Origin of the sequence: Ciceribacter sp. T2.26MG-112.2 (assembly GCF_900492205.1) — a bacterium.
GTDB lineage: Bacteria > Pseudomonadota > Alphaproteobacteria > Rhizobiales > Rhizobiaceae > Allorhizobium > Allorhizobium naphthalenivorans_A.
Genome location: NZ_UEYQ01000003.1, coordinates 220,470 through 238,813 on the forward strand (window position 1 = coordinate 220,470; position 18,344 = coordinate 238,813).

At 64.3% G+C, this 18,344-nt stretch carries 15 protein-coding genes; 7 read left to right on the forward strand and 8 right to left on the reverse strand.

The window, feature by feature from the left end:
• Nucleotides 1–55: 55 nt before the first annotated feature.
• The gene (locus DYZ14_RS06785; protein ID WP_154719993.1) at nucleotides 56–931 is read right to left on the reverse strand and encodes a 23S rRNA (adenine(2030)-N(6))-methyltransferase RlmJ; all 876 of its coding nucleotides are present in this window, start codon (nucleotides 929–931) and stop codon (nucleotides 56–58) included.
• 56 nt (nucleotides 932–987) lie between these two features.
• On the opposite strand from DYZ14_RS06785, the gene DYZ14_RS06790 reads away from it, so the two are divergent.
• Together DYZ14_RS06790 and DYZ14_RS06795 are read left to right on the forward strand one after the other, a co-directional pair.
• Nucleotides 988–3,120 (forward strand): molybdopterin-containing oxidoreductase family protein, encoded by a 2,133-nt coding sequence (locus DYZ14_RS06790; protein ID WP_154719994.1) that lies wholly within the window; start codon nucleotides 988–990, stop codon nucleotides 3,118–3,120.
• A complete protein-coding gene (locus tag DYZ14_RS06795) occupies nucleotides 3,117–3,716 on the forward strand; it encodes an NUDIX domain-containing protein (RefSeq protein ID WP_154719995.1) in 600 nt (199 codons plus the stop codon). Before DYZ14_RS06790 ends, DYZ14_RS06795 begins: the two co-directional genes overlap by 4 nt.
• A gap of 86 nt (nucleotides 3,717–3,802) precedes the next feature.
• On the opposite strand, the gene DYZ14_RS06800 is transcribed toward DYZ14_RS06795, so the two are convergent.
• On the reverse strand, nucleotides 3,803–4,744 hold the full coding sequence (locus DYZ14_RS06800; RefSeq protein ID WP_154719996.1) for an omptin family outer membrane protease: 942 nt from the start codon (nucleotides 4,742–4,744) through the stop codon (nucleotides 3,803–3,805).
• A 238-nt stretch (nucleotides 4,745–4,982) separates the two neighbouring features.
• Here DYZ14_RS06800 and DYZ14_RS06805 point away from each other — a divergent pair, with 238 nt between their 5' ends.
• Nucleotides 4,983–5,768, forward strand: coding sequence for an SDR family NAD(P)-dependent oxidoreductase (locus tag DYZ14_RS06805; RefSeq protein WP_154719997.1), 786 nt, complete (start codon nucleotides 4,983–4,985; stop codon nucleotides 5,766–5,768).
• Between the two features lie 4 nt (nucleotides 5,769–5,772).
• Here DYZ14_RS06805 and purN read toward each other — a convergent pair whose 3' ends face one another.
• Both purN and purM read right to left on the reverse strand, forming a co-directional pair.
• Nucleotides 5,773–6,429, reverse strand: a complete 657-nt coding sequence (gene purN / locus DYZ14_RS06810) for a phosphoribosylglycinamide formyltransferase (protein WP_154719998.1) — start codon at nucleotides 6,427–6,429, stop codon at nucleotides 5,773–5,775.
• Nucleotides 6,426–7,499 carry a phosphoribosylformylglycinamidine cyclo-ligase gene (gene purM / locus DYZ14_RS06815; protein ID WP_154719999.1) on the reverse strand — a complete coding sequence of 358 codons (1,074 nt, stop codon included), beginning with the start codon at nucleotides 7,497–7,499 and terminating at the stop codon, nucleotides 6,426–6,428. The genes purN and purM overlap by 4 nt, the downstream gene beginning before the upstream one ends.
• Before the next feature lie 226 nt (nucleotides 7,500–7,725).
• Here purM and DYZ14_RS06820 point away from each other — a divergent pair, with 226 nt between their 5' ends.
• The 4 genes from DYZ14_RS06820 to ppx all read left to right on the forward strand — a co-directional run bounded on the left by DYZ14_RS06820 (nucleotide 7,726) and on the right by ppx (nucleotide 13,365).
• Nucleotides 7,726–8,850 carry an AI-2E family transporter gene (locus DYZ14_RS06820; protein WP_154720000.1) on the forward strand — a complete coding sequence of 375 codons (1,125 nt, stop codon included), beginning with the start codon at nucleotides 7,726–7,728 and terminating at the stop codon, nucleotides 8,848–8,850.
• Nucleotides 8,851–9,564: a DnaA regulatory inactivator HdaA gene (gene hdaA, locus DYZ14_RS06825; protein ID WP_154720001.1), complete on the forward strand. Its 714-nt coding sequence runs from the start codon at nucleotides 8,851–8,853 to the stop codon at nucleotides 9,562–9,564.
• A 77-nt stretch (nucleotides 9,565–9,641) separates the two neighbouring features.
• Nucleotides 9,642–11,834 carry an RNA degradosome polyphosphate kinase gene (locus DYZ14_RS06830; RefSeq protein WP_154720002.1) on the forward strand — a complete coding sequence of 731 codons (2,193 nt, stop codon included), beginning with the start codon at nucleotides 9,642–9,644 and terminating at the stop codon, nucleotides 11,832–11,834.
• Between the two features lie 10 nt (nucleotides 11,835–11,844).
• Nucleotides 11,845–13,365, forward strand: coding sequence for an exopolyphosphatase (gene ppx, locus DYZ14_RS06835; protein ID WP_154720003.1), 1,521 nt, complete (start codon nucleotides 11,845–11,847; stop codon nucleotides 13,363–13,365).
• Nucleotides 13,366–13,557: 192 nt separating this feature from the next.
• Here the strand turns inward: ppx and DYZ14_RS06840 are convergent, their stop codons facing one another.
• From DYZ14_RS06840 to rnd, 4 genes are all read right to left on the reverse strand, one after another.
• Entirely contained in the window at nucleotides 13,558–14,913 is a 1,356-nt protein-coding gene (locus DYZ14_RS06840; RefSeq protein WP_154720004.1) for an esterase-like activity of phytase family protein, read from the reverse strand.
• Nucleotides 14,914–15,054: 141 nt separating this feature from the next.
• Nucleotides 15,055–16,059 carry a DUF2891 domain-containing protein gene (locus tag DYZ14_RS06845; RefSeq protein WP_154720005.1) on the reverse strand — a complete coding sequence of 335 codons (1,005 nt, stop codon included), beginning with the start codon at nucleotides 16,057–16,059 and terminating at the stop codon, nucleotides 15,055–15,057.
• Nucleotides 16,043–17,041, reverse strand: coding sequence for a small ribosomal subunit Rsm22 family protein (locus DYZ14_RS06850; RefSeq protein WP_154720006.1), 999 nt, complete (start codon nucleotides 17,039–17,041; stop codon nucleotides 16,043–16,045). Before DYZ14_RS06850 ends, DYZ14_RS06845 begins: the two co-directional genes overlap by 17 nt.
• Nucleotides 17,042–17,073: 32 nt before the next feature.
• Nucleotides 17,074–18,219, reverse strand: a complete 1,146-nt coding sequence (rnd, locus tag DYZ14_RS06855) for a ribonuclease D (RefSeq protein WP_154720007.1) — start codon at nucleotides 18,217–18,219, stop codon at nucleotides 17,074–17,076.
• Nucleotides 18,220–18,344: the final 125 nt, after the last annotated feature.

The window sequence follows — 18,344 nt, forward strand, 5'->3', positions numbered from 1 at the left end:
ATGTTGGCAAAGCAGGGCGAGGTCAAGGGCGGCGAGGGTGGGCTCGTGCGACCTCTCAGTCGTCCCGCCGCTCCGCCTCCGTCGTCTCGCCGCGCAGCCAGAAGCACCGATGCGAGGCGTAGCGATCCTGCGCCATCACGCGCTTCAGCTCGGGAAGCGTCGCGTGCAGCTCGTCCTTCAGCGTGAAGGGCGGGTTTACGATGATGAGACCGGTGCCGGACAGTCCGGTCGTGTCGCGGTCGCTCTTCACCGAAAGCTCGGCGCACAGCATCTTGGGAATCTCGAGCGCCTTCAGCCCCTCGTGGAAGGCGGCAATGGGAGCGCCTTTCTTGATCGGATACCACAGGCAATAGACGCCGCCCGGGAAGCGGCGCCAGGCGCGCGAAAGCCCGTCGATCAGCCGGTCGTATTCGCCCTCTTCTTCGAAGGGCGGATCGACCAGCACGATGCCGCGCTTCTCCTTCGGCGGCAGGTGCGCGCCGAGTGCCAGCCAGCCGTCGAGTTCGGTGACGCGGACCTGGTAGTCGCCCTCGAACAGTCGGGCCAGCCGACGGCTGTCGTCGGGGTGGAGTTCCATCGCCGAGAGACGGTCCTGCGGACGGAACAGCATGCGGGCAAGCTTCGGCGAGCCGGGATAGAGCGTGATCTCGCCCTCAGGGTTGAGGCTGCGGACCGCGTCGAGATAGGGTGCGAGGATCGTGGCGACGGGCGCGGGCAGTTCCGCATCCAGAAGCTTGCCGATGCCGTCCCGCCATTCGCCGGTCTTCTGTGCCTCCTCGGAGGACAGATCGTAAAGGCCGATGCCGGCATGGGTGTCGAGCAGGCGGAAGGCCTTGTCCTTCTGCTGCAGATAGACGATCAGCCGCGCCAGCACCGCATGCTTCAGCACGTCGGCGAAATTGCCCGCATGGTAGATGTGGCGATAGTTCATCTGTCGTCCTGATCGTTCGATGATTTGTTGGAATGGGGCTTTTGAGCCGTCCGGCCATGCCATATACAAACGTCATGAACATCGCGAGCCCTATCCGAACCACTGGTCATACGGTCTGTCCGCACGACTGTCCATCCGCCTGCGCGCTCAACGTCGATCTCGAGGCGGACGGCCGCATCGGTCGCGTCCGGGGCTCGCCCGACAATACATACACCGCCGGCGTTATCTGCGCCAAGGTCGCCCGCTATGCCGAGCGGCTCTATCATCCCGGCCGGTTGCTGACGCCGAAGCGCCGGAAGGGCGGCAAGGGGGAGGGTGTCTGGCAGGAGGTTTCCTGGGAGGATGCCCTGGACGAGATCGCCGAAGCCTTCGTCAAGGCGGAAGCGGCGCATGGCTCGGAAGCCATCTGGCCCTACTTCTATGCCGGCACGATGGGCCAGGTGCAGCGCGATTCGATCGAACGGCTGCGCCACGCCAAGCGCTATTCCGGCTTCTTCGGCTCGATCTGCACCAACATGGCCTGGACCGGCTATGTGATGGGCACCGGCGCCCTGCGCGGCCCCGATCCGCGCGAAATGGCTAAGGCCGATTGCGTCGTCATCTGGGGCACCAATGCTGTCGCCACCCAGGTCAATGTGATGACGCACGCGATGAAGGCCCGCAAGGAGCGCGGCGCGAAGATCGTTGTGATCGACGTCTACGACAATGCGACGATGAAGCAGGCCGATCTTGGCCTGATCGTACGGCCTGGTACGGACGCGGCGCTCGCCTGCGCCGTCATGCACATTGCCTTCCGAGACGGTTATGCCGACCGCGACTACATGGCCCGCTATGCCGACGACCCGGCCGGTCTCGAGGTGCATCTCAAGACCCGCACCCCGGAATGGGCGGCCGCGATCACCGGCCTTCCGGTCGAGGAGATCGAGGCCTTCGCCCGGCTTGTCGGCACGACGAAGAAGACCTTCTTCCGCCTCGGCTACGGCTTTGCCCGCCAGCGCAATGGCGCGGTTGGCATGCACGCGGCGCTTTCGGTCGCGACGGTCCTCGGCTCCTGGCAGTATGAAGGCGGTGGCGCCTTCCACAACAATGGCGACATCTTCCGGCTGAACAAGGCGGAACTGATGGGCACGAGCTATGTCGATGAAGACATCCGCATGCTCGACCAGTCACAGATCGGCCGTGTGCTGACCGGCGACGCCGAGGCGCTGCGTCACCGCGGCCCCGTCACAGCACTGCTGATCCAGAACACCAATCCCGTCAATGTCGCGCCCGAACAGCGGCTGGTGAAAAGAGGTTTCCTCCGTGACGACCTGTTCGTCGCCGTGCACGAGCAGTTCATGACGGAGACGGCCGAGGTCGCCGACATCGTTCTGCCGGCCACCATGTTCGTCGAGCACGACGATCTCTATCGCGGCGGCGGCCACAGCCATATCCTGCTTGGCCCGAAGATTGTCGAGCCACCGGCCACGGTGCGCACCAACCTCTTCGTCATCGAGGAACTGGCCAAGCGCCTGGGTGTCTCGGACCGGCCCGGTTTCGGCCTCACCGAACAGGAGCATATCGACCATATGCTCACCGCAAGCGGCTGGCCGGGCTACGACACGCTGAAGCAGGAACGCTGGTTCGACTGCCAGCCGGATTTTGGCACGGCGCATTACCTCGACGGTTTCGGCCATGCCGACGGCAAGTTCCGCTTCCGTCCGGACTGGCAGAACGGCAAGGCGCCGAACAAACCGCCGGTCAGGCTCGGCAATCTCGGCCCGGTCGCCGCCCTGCCTGAGTTTCCCGACCAGGTCGATCTGATCGAGGTGGTCGATGCCGAGCATCCGTTCAGACTGGCGACCTCGCCGGCCCGCAATTTCCTCAACTCGACCTTCTCCGAGACGCCGACTTCGCGCGAGAAAGAGGGAAGGCCCGAGGTGATGGTCAGTCCGGCCGACGCGTTGGGGCTTGCCATTGCCGACGGCGACGTCGTCCGCCTCGGCAACCGGCGGGGAAGCCTGCGCATTCACGCGCGGATCACCGATGCGGTCAAGCCGGGGGTGCTGGTGGCCGAGGGGCTGTGGCCCAACAAGGCGCATCTCGACGGCGAAGGCGTCAACGTGCTGACCGGGGCAGATGCCCCCGCACCGCATGGCGGGGCCGCCTTCCACGACAACAAGGTCTGGCTGGAAAAGGCCGCCGGATGAGCCGCTTCGATCAGATCCGCATCACCATCCGCAAGGACGAGACCCTGTGGAAGGGCTGGAGCCATTTCCGCCGCATCGTCTTCGACTATATCCGGCCCGACGACAGCAAGGTCCAGCTGGAATGGGAGGTGTTCGACCGCGGCGAGGCCGTGGCGATCCTGCTCTACGACCCCAAGCGGCGCGTCGTCGTCATGGTCCGGCAGTTCCGCATCCCGGTCCACCTGATGGGCGACCATGCCTTCCTGCTGGAGGTGCCCGCAGGCTCGATGGAGCATGGCGAGGACCCGGCGGAGACCGTATGCCGCGAGGCGATGGAGGAAACCGGCTACGAGGTCGCCGCACCGCGCCATCTCTTCAGCGCCTACACTTCTCCCGGCGCGGTGACGGAGAAGGTGCATTTCTACTTCGCCCGCATCGAGGCCGCCCACAAGACGGCGGACGGCGGCGGGCTGGCCGAGGAACACGAGGACATCGAGATCACCGAGCTGTCTCTCGACGACGCCATGGCGATGATCGCCGACGGGCGCATCTGCGATGCCAAGACCATCATGCTGCTGCAATGGGCGGCGCTCAATCCGGACGCCCTTTCGCCCTGACAAAGAAAATGGCCGCGGACGCGCAAAGGGAGCGTCCGCGGCCGGACGGACAGCGCCAGGCGCTGCCCGCGGGGGGCTCTGTATTCTTAGAACGTGCCCTTGAGGCCGAACGAGATCGACATCGCCTGATAGGTCGCACCGGCCGAATCCGAGGAATGGGAATCGGGGCTCGCACCCGTCGTGTCGACGATCTTCATGTCGCCGCGCGCATGGAACACGCGCTCGAACGAGCCGGTGACGTAGAGCGCCGCCATTTCATTGAGCTGGTAGTTGGCCGTGACATTGGCGCCGATCATCGGGGCGATCTCCATGCTGTCGTAGAAACGCAGGTCGCGCATCCAATGATCGTCGATGTCGTCGATGCCGAAGCTGAGGCCGCCCTGCAGGCCCCCGCTCAGCGTCAGCGCGCCGATCGTGTGGGCGCCATTGACCGCCAGGAAGCCGACCGGGATCTTCTGCTGGTAGCTGATGCCGCGCTCGCCATCGGGGAAGTCGCCGATGTCGTCGCGAAAGCCGCCGCTGCTGTAGATGTAGGAGCCGCCATAGGCGGTCCACTTGACGTCGGTGTAGCGGAAGCCGGCGCCGACGTCGAAGCTGGTCGTGTCGTTTTCATAGACCTGCCGGTCGAGCTCGATGGAGCCACTGAAATAGTGGTCGAGCTGGGTGTCGGGATGGACCGAACGATCGGTCCAGTCGTCATTGCTGTAGTCCATCCAGTCATAGTCGACCATATGACCGTCGCCCCCGGTGCCGACGTTGAAGGCCGCACGGACCTTCCAGTTCTTGTCGATCTGCGCATCGGCGCCGAGCGTGTAGAGCGTCATGCCCTGGCTTTCCCAGTTGAGCTGGCTCAGCTTGTGGGAGCCGTCATAGACGAACTCGCCAGCCTTGACGTTGGCAAGGCCGACGCTGCCATAGAGGGAGAATGCGCCGTCCGGCGAGGTAAAGAGATTTTCCTCGGCGGCGGCGAAGGTCGGGCATAATGCCAGCCCGGCAAACAGCGCGGTCGTGGTCAAGAGCTTGGTCATGCGAAAGTCCCCATGTCAGTGAAGTCCGATGGCCGGCACCCTTACGGAAAACCCAAATGGTCTCAATGGCTTGCAGCGTCCACTTCTGGGCCTTGTGGCGGCCAAAACTGGGTGCATTCACCGTTTCGGCGCAAGTGTCTGTCTTTGGTGGGAGAATGCCGGCATCCCCGCGCCGCCCTTGGCGCTTGCGGCACGGGGTGTTTTTCCCGATGATCGGCCGGCAGGCAGGGGGACCTAGATGGCGGATGATCGCAAATGGGCTTTGATTACGGGCGCGACGGGCGGGCTGGGGCAAGCGTTCGGCATGGCGCTTGCGAGGCGCGGCTACAATCTCGTGCTGACCGCCCGCAAGGCCGACGCCCTGGAGGAATTGGCGGCGGAGCTCAGCCGCCACGGTGGCGAGGTCGTGGTGGAAGTCGCGGATCTGGCCGAGCAGGATGCCTGCCTGGGCCTGAAACAGGCGCTGGACGCCCGCGGACTGGTCATCGAGACGCTGGTCGCCAATGCCGGCTTCGGCGTTCAAGGCCGTTTCGTCTCGCGGCAGCGCGACGCCGAACTCGGCATGGTCGACGTCAATGTGCGGGCGCTGACCGATCTTTCGTATCTCTTCGCAAAGGATATGGCCGAGCGTGGCGGCGGGCATATCCTTCTGGTCGCGAGCACCGCCGCCTACCAGCCGATCCCCGGCTATGCGGTCTATGCGGCGTCCAAGGCCTATGTGCTGGCCTTCGGCCACGCGCTGCACCGCGAGCTTGCCCGCCGCAAGGTCGTGGTTACCGTCACCTGTCCCGGCCCGACGGAAACGCCCTTCTGGGAGCGGGCTGGCCACCGGCTGAACCGGATGGCGTCCGCGGTCCTGATGACGCCCGAGGCCGTGGCGGAGACGAGCCTGGATGCCCTTTATGCCGGGCGAGCCAGCGTCGTGCCGGGATTGGCCAACAGGCTGATCACGCTGTCGACGCGCCTTTTTCCCCGCCGCCTGCTGGCGCTCGGGGCATCATACTTCATGAGCAACGCGAAATAGTCTCTCAGACCGAAACCAGGCTCGCAGCCGCGTCTCCGGCAAAGCCGGTCCGCGCGACACGACCGTCGGCGCGCATGCGCACCGTACCATCGGCGAACAGGCGCAGCGCCTGGGCATAGCTGCGGTGCTCGACGGTCAGCACCCGGGCCGCAAGGCTGTCCGAGGTGTCGCCGGGAAGAACCGGCACGACGGACTGGGCGACGATCGGCCCCTCGTCCATGCCTTCAGTGACGAAATGCACGGTGCAACCCGCCACCATCATGCCGGCGTCGAGCGCCCGCTGATGGGTATGCAGACCGGGAAAGAGCGGCAAAAGGGAAGGGTGGATGTTGAGGATCCGACCTTCGTAGGGACGGATGAAATCGGCGCTGAGCAGGCGCATGTAGCCGGCGAGGCAGATGATGTCGGGCGAGAGTGCTGCCAGCGCGGCAAGGATCGCCGCCTCGTGCTCGCCCTTGCTGGCATAGGCGCGGCGCTCGAAGACGTGGGTGGCGATGCCGCGCTCGGCGGCCTTGGCCAGTCCGCCCGCCGTCGGCTTGTCGGAGATGACGGCGACGATCTCGGCCGGGAAGTCCGGTGCGGCGCAGGCATCCGCCAGCGCCACCATGTTCGAACCGCCGCCGGAAATGAAGACGACGACACGTTTGCGGGCCGTCGTCATAGAGCGAGCTTGCCTTCGTAGCGGGTGCCGGCCTCGCCCTCGGCGCGGGCGACCATGCGGCCGAGCGTCACGACCTTTTCGCCTTCGGCCGAAAGCACTTCGGTCACGCGCGCGGCGTCCTTTTCGGCGACGACGACGATCATGCCGACGCCGCAGTTGAACGTGCGCAGCATCTCGTTCTGGGCAACGCCGCCGGTGCGGGCGAGCCAGGAAAAGACCGGCGGCACGGTGATGGCGTCGAGGTCGATCGAGGCGGCGAGGTGCTTGGGCAGCACGCGTGGAATGTTTTCCGGGAAGCCGCCGCCGGTGATGTGGGCGAGCGCCTTCAGGGCGCCGGTCTCGCGGATCGCCTTCAAGAGCGGCTTGACGTAGATGCGGGTCGGCTCGAGCAGGGCGGCGCCGAGCGTCTTGGCCGTGTCGAAGGGTGCGGTCGCATTCCAGTTGAGACCCGAAAGCCCGACGATCTTGCGCACCAGCGAAAAGCCATTGGAATGGACGCCGGACGAGGCGAGCCCGAGGATCACGTCGCCTTCGGCGATGTCGCCGGCGGGCAGAAGCTGGCCGCGTTCGGCGGCGCCGACGGCAAAGCCGGCCAGGTCATAATCGCCACCGGAATACATGCCTGGCATTTCGGCGGTCTCGCCGCCGATCAGCGCACAGCCCGCCTCGCGGCAGCCGGCCGCAATCCCGCCGACGATCGCCGCACCCTGGTCCGGGTCGAGCTTGCCGGTGGCGAAATAGTCGAGGAAGAACAGCGGTTCGGCCCCCTGGACGACAAGATCGTTGACGCACATGGCGACGAGGTCGATGCCGACCGTGTCGTGGATACCTGCGTCGATGGCGATCTTCAGTTTGGTGCCGACGCCGTCATTGGCGGCGACGAGAACAGGATCGGTGAAGCCTGCGGCCTTGAGGTCGAACAGGCCGCCGAAGCCACCGATCTCGCCGTCGGCGCCCGGACGGCGCGTCGAGCGCACGTGAGGCTTGATCTTCTCGACCAGCAGATTGCCGGCATCGATGTCGACGCCTGCGTCGCTATAGGTCAAACCGTTGCGTTCAGACTGGCTCATCTCGTGCCTCCGATGGGTGTCGATATTGCCGGTGGCCATTGCATGAAGAGCCCGGATATGCAAGTCGCGCGGCGGGGAAAGCGCGGTTTTCCGGCGTTTTGCCATCGCCGTCATGCTCCTGCGGATGCACGACCTTGACCTTCGCTTTCGGCCTGACCTATCTGGCGTTTCCTGCTAGAAGAGCCGGCAAGGCATGCGGCTGCGGCAAGAAAGAGGAAGACGGACAATGGTTCAGCACATCAGTGGAAGCGGGCTCAGGCGGCAGTTGATGTTCTGGTTGGCTGCGCTCGCGGTCTTCATCTTCTTCCTGATGATGTTCCGGACCATTCTCTTGCCGTTCATCGCCGGCATGGCGCTCGCCTATTTCCTCGATCCGGTCGCCGACCGGCTGGAACGGCTCGGTCTGTCGCGCATGTGGGCGACCGTCGTGATCCTGGTCACCTTCATCGTCGTGTTCGTGCTGTCGCTGATGATCATCATCCCGATCCTCGCAAGCCAGCTCAACGAGTTCATCCAGCACATTCCCGGCTACATCACGCAGCTGCAGACCTATATCACCACGTCCAACGCGGCATGGCTGCCGGGCTGGCTGAGCACCCAGACCGATACGATCAAGGAAAACTTCTCCAAGTATCTTTCCGAAGGTGTTGGCTTCCTCGGCACGCTGATCGCGCAGATCTGGAACTCCGGCAAGGCGCTGGTCGACATTGCTTCGCTGCTGGTGGTGACCCCGGTCGTCGCCTTCTACCTCCTGCTCGACTGGGACCGGATGATCGCCAAGGTCGACAGCTGGATCCCGCGCGGCCATGTTGCCACGGTCCGCGAGATCGCCGCCGAACTGGACAGCACCATTGCCGGTTTCGTGCGCGGGCAGGGTTCGCTCTGCCTCTTCCTCGGCATCTACTACGCGGTCGGCCTGTCGTTGATCGGCCTGAATTTTGGCCTGCTGATCGGCTTCCTGACCGGCCTTCTGAGTTTCATTCCCTATGTCGGCTCGACGGTTGGGCTGGTGCTCGCGGCCGGCGTGGCGGTGGTGCAGTTCTGGCCGGACTATGTCCACCTGATCATCGTCGTGGTGTTCTTCTTCTCCGGCCAGTTCATCGAAGGCAATATTCTGCAGCCGAAATGGGTGGGCAAGAGCGTCGGACTTCACCCGGTCTGGCTGATGTTTGCTCTCTTCGCCTTCGGCGCGCTGTTCGGCTTCGTCGGCGTGCTCATCGCCGTGCCGGCGGCCGCCTCGGTCGGCGTGCTTGTCCGTTTCGCACTGTCGCGGTATCTTGAGAGCGATCTGTATTATGGACAATCGACGCTGGTGGAAATCGCTCCCGATCCCGGCGTTTCAGAGAAGTAGATGCGTGAAACGATGAAGGCCGCGCCGAACCGCAGGGCAGCCGAACAACTGCCGCTCGCCTTCGAGTACGGCACCGCGTCCGGCCGAGACGACCTTCTGGTTTCGGATCGTCTGGCGACCGCCGTCGCGCTGATCGACAGCTGGCCCGACTGGCCGTCGCCGGTGGTGATCCTCGCGGGACCGGCCGGATCGGGAAAGTCGCATCTGGCGCGGATCTGGGCTGAACAGGCGCAGGCGACGCCGATCGATCCGGTCACGGGCAAGGATGCCGCCCGCCTCGCTGCTGAGGGGCCCGTCCTGCTCGAGGACGCCGATCGCGCGGGATTCGACGAAGTCGAGCTGTTTCATGTGATCAACAGTGTGCGCGAGCATGGCACCAGCCTGCTGATGACCTCGCGCACCTGGCCTCTGTCCTGGCCGGTGGCGCTCGCCGACCTGCGTTCGCGGCTGAAGGCGGCCACCTTGGTGGAAATCGGCAGCCCGGACGAGGCGCTCCTGTCCCAGGTGATCGTCAAGCTGTTCGCCGATCGCCAGCTTAATATTGACGACAAGATCGTCGACTATATCGTGAAGCGCATGGAGCGTTCGTGTGCCGCAGCCCAGGAGGTCGTCGACCGGATCGACCGGCTGGCCCTGTCGCGACGGACGAAGATCACGCGGGGGCTGGCGGCCGAAGTCCTGGGAGAACTCTACGAGCCCGACGGCACGGAGTGAGCGTCACAGGATTGTCGTTAAACTGTTATAATTGCGGGCACTCCGGCATTTGAGGGCCGGCAATCGAGGGATGGGCAATGGATTCTGTGGTGACTGAGACGAATATCCCCGATCACGTCGTGGGGGAGGCACCGGAGGACCTGACCAACAGCCCCTTGCGCTTCATCAATCGCGAATTTTCCTGGCTGCAGTTCAACCGTCGCGTACTCGAGGAAACGCTAAACACGGCGCATCCGCTGCTCGAACGCATCCGATTTCTGTCGATTTCCGCCGCCAATCTCGACGAATTCTTCATGGTGCGAGTCGCAGGCCTCGAGGGCCAGGTCCGTCAGGGCATCACCATCAAGAGCCCGGACGGAAAGACGCCTGCCGAACAGTTGGATGATATCCTGAAGGAAATCGACAACCTGCAGATGGAACAGCAGGCTTCGCTGGCCGTCCTGCAGCAATACCTGGCCAAGGAGGACATCCTGATCGTCCGTCCGGCGGCGCTGTCTGCCGAGGACCGGACCTGGCTTGCGACGGAATTCGAGGAATCGATCTTCCCGGTGCTGACGCCGCTGTCGATCGATCCGGCCCATCCTTTCCCGTTCATCCCCAATCTCGGCTTCTCGATGGGCTTGCAGCTCGAGAGCCGGCGCACGGCCGAACCGATGACGGCTCTCCTGCGCCTGCCGCCGACGCTGGACCGCTTCGTTCGCCTGCCGGACGACAAGTCGACGATCCGCTATATCACGCTGGAAGACGTCGTCGGCCTGTTCATCGACCGCCTCTATCCGGGCTACGAGGTCAAGGGGTTCGGCACCTTCCGCATCATTCGCGACAGCGATATCGAAGTGGAGGAAGAGGCCGAAGACCTGGTGCGCTATTTCGAAACGGCACTCAAGCGCCGCCGCCGCGGATCGGTGATCCGCATCGAGGTCGATTCGGAAATGCCGGTCGGCCTGCGCCAGTTCGTCGTGCATGAACTGGCGGTTCCGGACAATCGCGTCGCTGTTCTGCCCGGCCTGCTGGCTCTCAACACGATTTCGGAAATCGCCAAGGCGCCGCGCGACGACCTGCGCTTCGAGCCCTACAATGCCCGTTTCCCGGAACGGGTGCGCGAACATGCGGGCGATTGCCTGGCGGCCATCCGCGAGAAGGACATGGTGGTCCACCACCCGTATGAATCCTTCGACGTGGTCGTGCAGTTCCTGCTCCAGGCGGCGCGCGACCCGGACGTTCTGGCGATCAAGCAGACGCTCTACCGCACATCGAACGACAGCCCGATCGTGCGCGCGCTGATCGACGCCGCCGATGCCGGCAAATCGGTAACGGCGCTGGTCGAACTGAAAGCCCGCTTCGACGAGGAGGCCAATATCCGCTGGGCACGCGACCTGGAACGCGCCGGCGTGCAGGTCGTGTTCGGCTTCATCGAACTGAAGACCCACGCCAAGATGTCCATGGTCGTGCGGCGCGAAGACGGCAAGCTTCGGACCTATTGCCACCTCGGCACCGGCAACTACCATCCGGTGACGGCGAAGATCTACACCGACCTGTCCTTCTTCACCTGCAATCCGAAGATCGCCCACGACATGGCGAATGTCTTCAATTTCATCACCGGCTATGGCGAACCGGAGGAGGGCATGAAGCTCGCGGTTTCGCCCTACACGCTTCGGCCCCGCATCCTGCGCCATATCGAGGAAGAGATCGTCCACGCGAAATCCGGCAAACCGGCATCGATCTGGATGAAGATGAACTCACTGGTTGACCCGGAGATCATCGACGCGCTCTACCGCGCCAGCCAGGCCGGCGTCGAGATCGACCTCGTCATCCGCGGCATCTGCTGCCTGCGTCCGCGCGTGCCGGGCTTGTCCGACAATATCCGCGTGAAGTCGATTGTCGGCCGCTTTCTCGAGCACAGCCGCATCTTCTGCTTCGGCAACGGCTTCGGCCTGCCCTCGGAAAAGGCGCTCGTCTACATCGGCTCGGCCGACATGATGCCGCGCAATCTCGACCGCCGGGTCGAGACGCTGGTGCCGCTCGTCAACCCGACCGTCCATGAGCAGGTTCTTTCACAGATCATGCTGGGCAACCTGATTGACAACCAGCAGAGCTACGAGATATTGCCCGACGGGACGTCGCGGCGCATGGAAGTGCGGCCCGGCGAGGAACCTTTTAACGCGCAACACTATTTCATGACCAATCCGAGCCTGTCGGGCCGGGGAGATTCGCTGAATGAAAGCGCGCCGAAACTGATTGCCGGGATCATCTCCGGCAGGAAACAATAACTGGTACTTCATGACAAGATCAGAAGCGCAGGGGCGACTGCCTGGCATAGCCCCTGTCTCCGTCGTCGACATCGGCTCGAACTCGATCCGACTGGTCATCTATGAAGGCCTGTCGCGGGCACCCACCGTCTTGTTCAACGAGAAGGTGCTGTGCGGGCTGGGCAAGGGTCTGGCGACCACCGGGCGGATGGACGACGAGGGCGTATCGCGGGCGCTCGCAGCCTTGAAGCGTTTCGGCGCGCTGTCGCGCCAGGCACGCGCCACGGCGATGTATGTGCTGGCGACCGCCGCCGCCCGCGAGGCGCAGAACGGCCCCGATTTCATCCGCCGGGCCGAAGAAATCCTCGGCCAGGGCATCGAGGTCCTGACCGGCGAGCAGGAGGCCCTTTATTCGGCGCTTGGTATCGTCAGCGGCTTCCATGATCCGGACGGGATCGCCGGCGACCTCGGCGGCGGCTCGCTCGAACTGATCGACATCAAGGGGCGCGAACTTGGCACCGGCGTCACCCTGCCGCTCGGCGGCCTGAGGCTGTCCGAGACGGCCGGCGGTTCGATCGCCAAGGCACGGGCTTATTCCCGCAAGTTGATCAAGTCGGCGGCGATGCTGGAACGGGGCAGGGGCCGCACCTTCTACGCGGTCGGCGGCACATGGCGAAACATCGCCAAGCTGCACATGGAAATGCGGAACTACCCCTTGCACATGATGCAGGGCTACGAGCTGCCTTACGACGAAATCGTCCGGTTTCTCGATGACATCATATCCGGTACCAACGCCCGCGATCCGGCCTGGGGATCGATTTCCAAGAGCCGCCGTACCCTGCTGCCCTTCGGTGCGGTCGCCATGCGCGAGGTGCTGGAGGTGATGCGGCCCGACCGGGTTTCGTTCTCGGCACAGGGCGTGCGCGAGGGCTACCTCTATTCTCTGCTGTCCGAGGAGGATCGCGCGCTCGATCCGCTGCTGGCGGCGGCCGACGAACTGGCCATCCTCAGGGCCCGTTCACCGGAACATGCCCGCGAACTGGCCGATTGGACGGGGCGCATGATGCCCTTCTTCGGCGTGACCGAAACGCAAGAGGAGAGCCGCTACCGGCAGGCCGCCTGCCTGCTTGCCGATATCAGCTGGCGCGCACATCCCGACTATCGCGGCCTGCAGGCACTCAACATCATCGCCCATTCCTCCTTCGTCGGCATCACCCACCCGGGCCGCGCCTTTATCGCGCTCGCCAATTATTATCGTTTCGAGGGCCTCTACGACGATGGCCAGACGGGTCCGCTGGCGACGATCGCCACCGAGCGGCTGCTGGAAAACGCCAAGCTGCTCGGCGGTCTGCTGCGTGTCGTCTATCTGTTCTCCGCTTCGATGCCGGGTATCGTCCACAACCTGGCATTCCGGCCTTCCGCGCGGCCGGATCTCGATCTGGAATTCGTCGTGCCGTCCGCCTATCGCGAATTCGCCGGCGAACGGCTCGACGGCCGCCTGCAGCAACTGGCGCGCCTGACCGGCAAGCGGCTGGCGTTCCGCTTCGAATAGGGTTTTCGCACCGCGCCTGCGGGGCGCTCCAACGGCAGTCCAGCTTTCGTCCATCGTTGACAAGTTAGGCAATAGCCGGATCTGCAAGGCGACGGTCGGCATGGTCCTTTGCCTCTGGACCGAACGAAGAGCAAAAAGAGCCGGCGGGGGAGACCCGCCGGCTCTTCCGTTTCCGCCTGCGTGCAGCCAGGTTTACTTGGCGGCGAGGAACTCGCCGACCTCGAGCAGCACGAATTCGTTATCGTCCGCCTTGTCGAGGGCGCGGCCGGCCGAGAACGGCAGGTTGTTGTCATTGCCGACGACGATGTGGGTAGCGTCGATGACATCGACGTCCTCGATCGTGACGAACGGCATGTCATAAAAGCCTTCGCCGCCGCCCTGGCGCTTCTTGTTGTCCGGATCGGCGATCTTCATCAGATCGATGTAGCCGATCTTGCGAACGGCCTTGCCGGCATTCTCGTCGGTCATTTCGATCTTGTAGATGCGCTTGTGCTTGGCGGGCGTGGCAAAGCAGGTCGGTTCCGGCTTCTTCGGATCGGCGCAAGCCTGTGTCGTGGCACCCGCACCGTTGTCGCGCTCGATGACGAGGGCGGTCGTGCCGTCGATCATGTTGAAGTCGCCGATGGCCTCGCCGCCTTCCGACAGCGGATAGAGCCACGAACGACCGGTCCAGGCCTTGGAGGCGGTGTCGAGTTCGATGATGCGCAGCGCCGTCAGGCCATCAGCCTTTTCGACCGAGCCGTCTTCGAGAAAGAGCGGACCTTCGAGCAAGCCATAGAGCTTGGCGCCGTCCTTCGACATAGCCATGCCTTCATAGCCGCCCGAACGCTTCAGGTTGAAGGCGGGCAGTTTGGCGGTCGGGTTTGCCGGAACGACGAGCGTCGCATTGTCCGGCGACTTCACCTCGATCTCGCCGGCCTTGGTCGGGATCACGTCGGTGAGCTTGCCGTCCCGGGTGAACTTCAGGATATAGGGGCCGAATTCCTCGCCCACCCAGAAGCCGTCAGCCGTGGGCTGGATCGATTCGACGTCGAAATCGGCGCCGGTCAGGTAGCGCTGCTCGGCGCCTTCCATGACGATCGGGAAGGGAGCCTTCTTGTCGGGGTCGGACAGGAAGACGGTTTCGAGATGCTCGACCTTGCCGGCGTCCCAGCCGAACTTGATGTGATGCAGCATCAGCATCGAGTCGGACGAGTTGTTCTTCGAACCGAAGCCGTTGTCGGACAGGCTCCAGAAGGTGCCGTCATCCATCGTCTTGATGCCGGAAAAGCCCTGCATGGCCTGGCCGTCGAAGGGCATGGACAGGCCGGTCGCGCGCACGCCGTCCTTGCCGGGTACGGTGCCGAGGCCTTCCGCGCGCTTGCGGTCGGCGGTGGTGAACTTGCCCGAGGTCTTCAGGTGCGCCGGCGCGTCGGCCGGGGCGGCGATGATCGTGTTGGCCGGCAGGATCGCATGGCTGACGAGCTTTGCCGGAAAAGCGGTTTCGTCGGCGAAGGCCGGAGTGGCGAGGAGGAAAAGGGATACGGAAGCAAAGAGATGATTTTTCATGGCGTCACCATTCGTGAGACGGTTTCAGACGCGGCATGGTTAGGGAGCGCCCGTGTCAGAGCGATCTCCGTTCGATGAAGTTTCGGTGACTGTCCTCAAGCGTGACAGCGATCAGTGGGCGCGCGTTGGTGAAAGATGCTCTCACGCCTCCAGAGCCAGCACGGCAAAACTCGCCAACCAGTGTTCGCCCATATAGTCCCCGGCGACATGGGGAAGGGCGGCCTCCAGATGGCGCTCGGCCGCTGCGTTCATGATCGTCCGCCGGGCGTCCGTTTCCGCGACCGATGCGGCCAGCGACCGCCAGCACCAGGCGCGCGAAAGGTTGAGCCCGTCAAGATGGGCGATCTTGCCGTCGGAGCGATCGGAGACCGAAGCCGGGGAGAACAGGGTCTTGGGTTCGCCGCTTTCGGGGCCGGGCAGGAAACGGCCGAACCAGACGCCGAAATCGTCGGCGCGAAGCAGCCGGTGCATGCACTCCGCCTCGATCAGCGTCGAGGACAGGAAGTCGTCGCCCGAGGGTTCGCCCCAGGCAGGACAATTCTCGTCCGGCCCATACCAGCGGAGCGCCGTCATGCGCAGCAGATCGATGAAGCTTTCGTCACCAACCGCATTGCCATAGTCGGCGGCGAGGCGAAGGGCGAAGGCCGTGTTGAAATGCGTGCCGACCCGCACCGGATAGGTGGCGAGCGGCAGGAATTCGCAGAAGCGCCCGACGATCCGGTCTGTCAGTGGCCGCAGGGACCGGGCGAAGCGGCGGTCTTCGGCCGCCTCCAGTTCCGCGGCCAGTTTCAGCAGCCGGCCCCAGCCATAGGACCGCTCGAAGCCGCGATTCATCGGGCGATCGAAGGTGGCGCATTCGCCGGCGATGCTCTCACCCGTCAGCCGGCGGTTGAGCAGCGCGCGGATCGCCTCGGCCGATGGCATGTCGGGAAAACGGTTGAGCAAACGGACAAGCATCCAGTAGCCGTGCACGCAGGAATGCCAGTCGAAGCTGCCGAAGAAGACCGGATGCCTTTCGCGTGGGCTTTGCACATCGCTCTCCCCGGCAAGCACATGGCCGGGCTTGTGCGGGTATTCGCGCTCGACATGGCCAAGGGCGATCCGCGCGAAGCGGTCGGCGGTCTCGCCATCAAGCGTCGTCGTCATCGCTAACGTCCCCGCTCTCCAGTTCGAAAGCATCGCCCCAGTCGGCGCGACGGGCCTCCTTGAACACGGCGCCGTCGCGGCGGCTGACGGTCAGTTCCTCGGCGCGACCGTCGGCAAGACAGAGCTTCAGCCTGGCCAGTCCGCTCGACGTGCGCGGCGGCGCGAGCACGCGGGCGGCGGGCGGCGTAGCGGCTTGGCGCGAGGCGGCGATGAAGATGTATTTCTCGTCTTCCCACGGCACTTCGGCCCCCTTGGAAAGCCGGTGAACCCGCGAGCGCGCGACCCGGCGCGAGAAATGGCACCAGTCGGGTGCCGTGATCGGACAGGCTTTCGCATGCGGACAGGGCGCAACAATCTCGGCACCCGCGTCGATCAGCACCTGCCGCGCCGCAAGAATGCGCCGCCATCCGGCCGGCGTGCCCGGTTCGACGATGACGATGGTATGGTCGGTCAGATCCCAGAGACGCTTGACGACATTTCCAATGGCCGTCTCGGCAATCTCGTCCAGCACATAGGCCAGCGTCACGAGGTCGGCCGGTTCGAGCGGCGGGACGGTGCCGGTGATGTCGCCGGCGAGCCAGTCCGTCACGACGTTCGAGTGCTTCGCCAAAGCCGCGCCGACCGAGCGGATGGCGGGGCTCGCCTCGACGAGGGTGGCACGATCCAGTTCCGACCACACATCTGTGGCCGCCCAGAACACCGTGCCGGGCCCGGCGCCGAAATCGAGAAGGCTCGTCGGCTGGAAATCGGCGGACGCCTCTTCGACCATGGAGAGCGCAGCGCGAACCGCGGCATAGGTCGCCGGCAGGCGGGTGGCGAGATAGGCTTTGGCGGCAAGCTCGCCATCGAGATGGAATTTGCCGTCGCGCACCTCCCGCCGATAGCGATCGGAGAGTTTTTCGCTGGCGCGGGCCAGACGCTCGATCGGTTCATGCGCCAGCATCTGCTCGACGGCGGCCTTGAGCGGGGCGGGGAGTTCCATCGATCCCGTCCTCTTTCGCTAGCCTGCGGGGCTCAGAATTCCACCGCTTCGACGCGCTTGTCGACGAAGCGCAGGCCGACCCCACCGGAAATCAGCTTCAGCGCGACATCGCCAAACAGTTCGCGCCGCCAGCCATGCATGGCCTGGACATCGGCCTTTTCGCCCTCGGCGGCGATCTTTTCCAGATCCTCGGTATTGGCGATCACCTTCGAGGCGACGCCATGTTTCTCCGAGGTAAGACGGAGCAGCACCTTCAACAGCTCGACGGCGGCCTGGGCGCCCTCGGGGGCGTGGCTGTGGCGCTGGACATGCGGCATGTCCGACTTCGGCAAGGCAAGCGCCGCATTGACCTGTTCGACGATCGCCGCACCCGAGGCAGAGCGTTCCCAGCCCTTCGGGATGGTGCGCAGCCTTGCCAGCGCTTCGGTGTCCTTCGGCTGCTGCTGGGCGATCTCGTAGATCGCATCATCCTTCAGCACGCGCGAGCGCGGGACGTTGCGATTGCGCGCTTCGCGTTCGCGCCAGGCGGCGACATATTGCATGACGGCCAGTTCCTGCGGCTTGCGCAGCCGCATTTTCAGCCGCTGCCAGGCGTCGTCGGGATGAAGGTCGTAGGTCTCGCGGGATTCGAGGATCGCCATTTCCTCGGTCAGCCAGGCGGCACGGCCCTCGCGGTCGAGTTCTTCCTTGAGCTTCAGATAGACGTCGCGCAGGTGGGTGACGTCGGCCAGCGCATAGTCGAGCTGCTTTTCCGACAGCGGCCGGCGGCTCCAGTCGGTGAAGCGCGAAGTCTTGTCGATATGGACGTTCTTTACCTTCTGCACCAGCTGGTCGTAGGAGACGCTGTCGCCGAAGCCGCAGACCATTGCTGCGACCTGGGTGTCGAAGATCGGATGCGGGATCAGGTTGCCGAGATGGAAGATGATTTCGATGTCCTGGCGGGCGGCATGAAATACCTTGATCACCGATGTATCGGCCATCAGCGTGAAGAAGGGCGAAAGATCGAGGCCCTTGGCCAGCGGATCGACGATCACTTCGAGATCGGGGCTCGCCATCTGGATCAGGCAGAGTTCCGGCCAGAACGTCGTTTCGCGCAGGAACTCGGTGTCGATGGTGATGAAATCCGATTGGGCGAGCTTCAGGCAGGCTTCTTCTAATGCGGCAGTGGTCTCGATCATTGGGGCTCGGTCATGAACTGGAGTGGATCAACCTTAGTTCCCCTTTCGACCGGCGATGTCAATACAACCGGCGCCCTGCGGGCCTTGCCGGGGCGTTGACCCACGGCTTTTCCGCGTGGCTGATA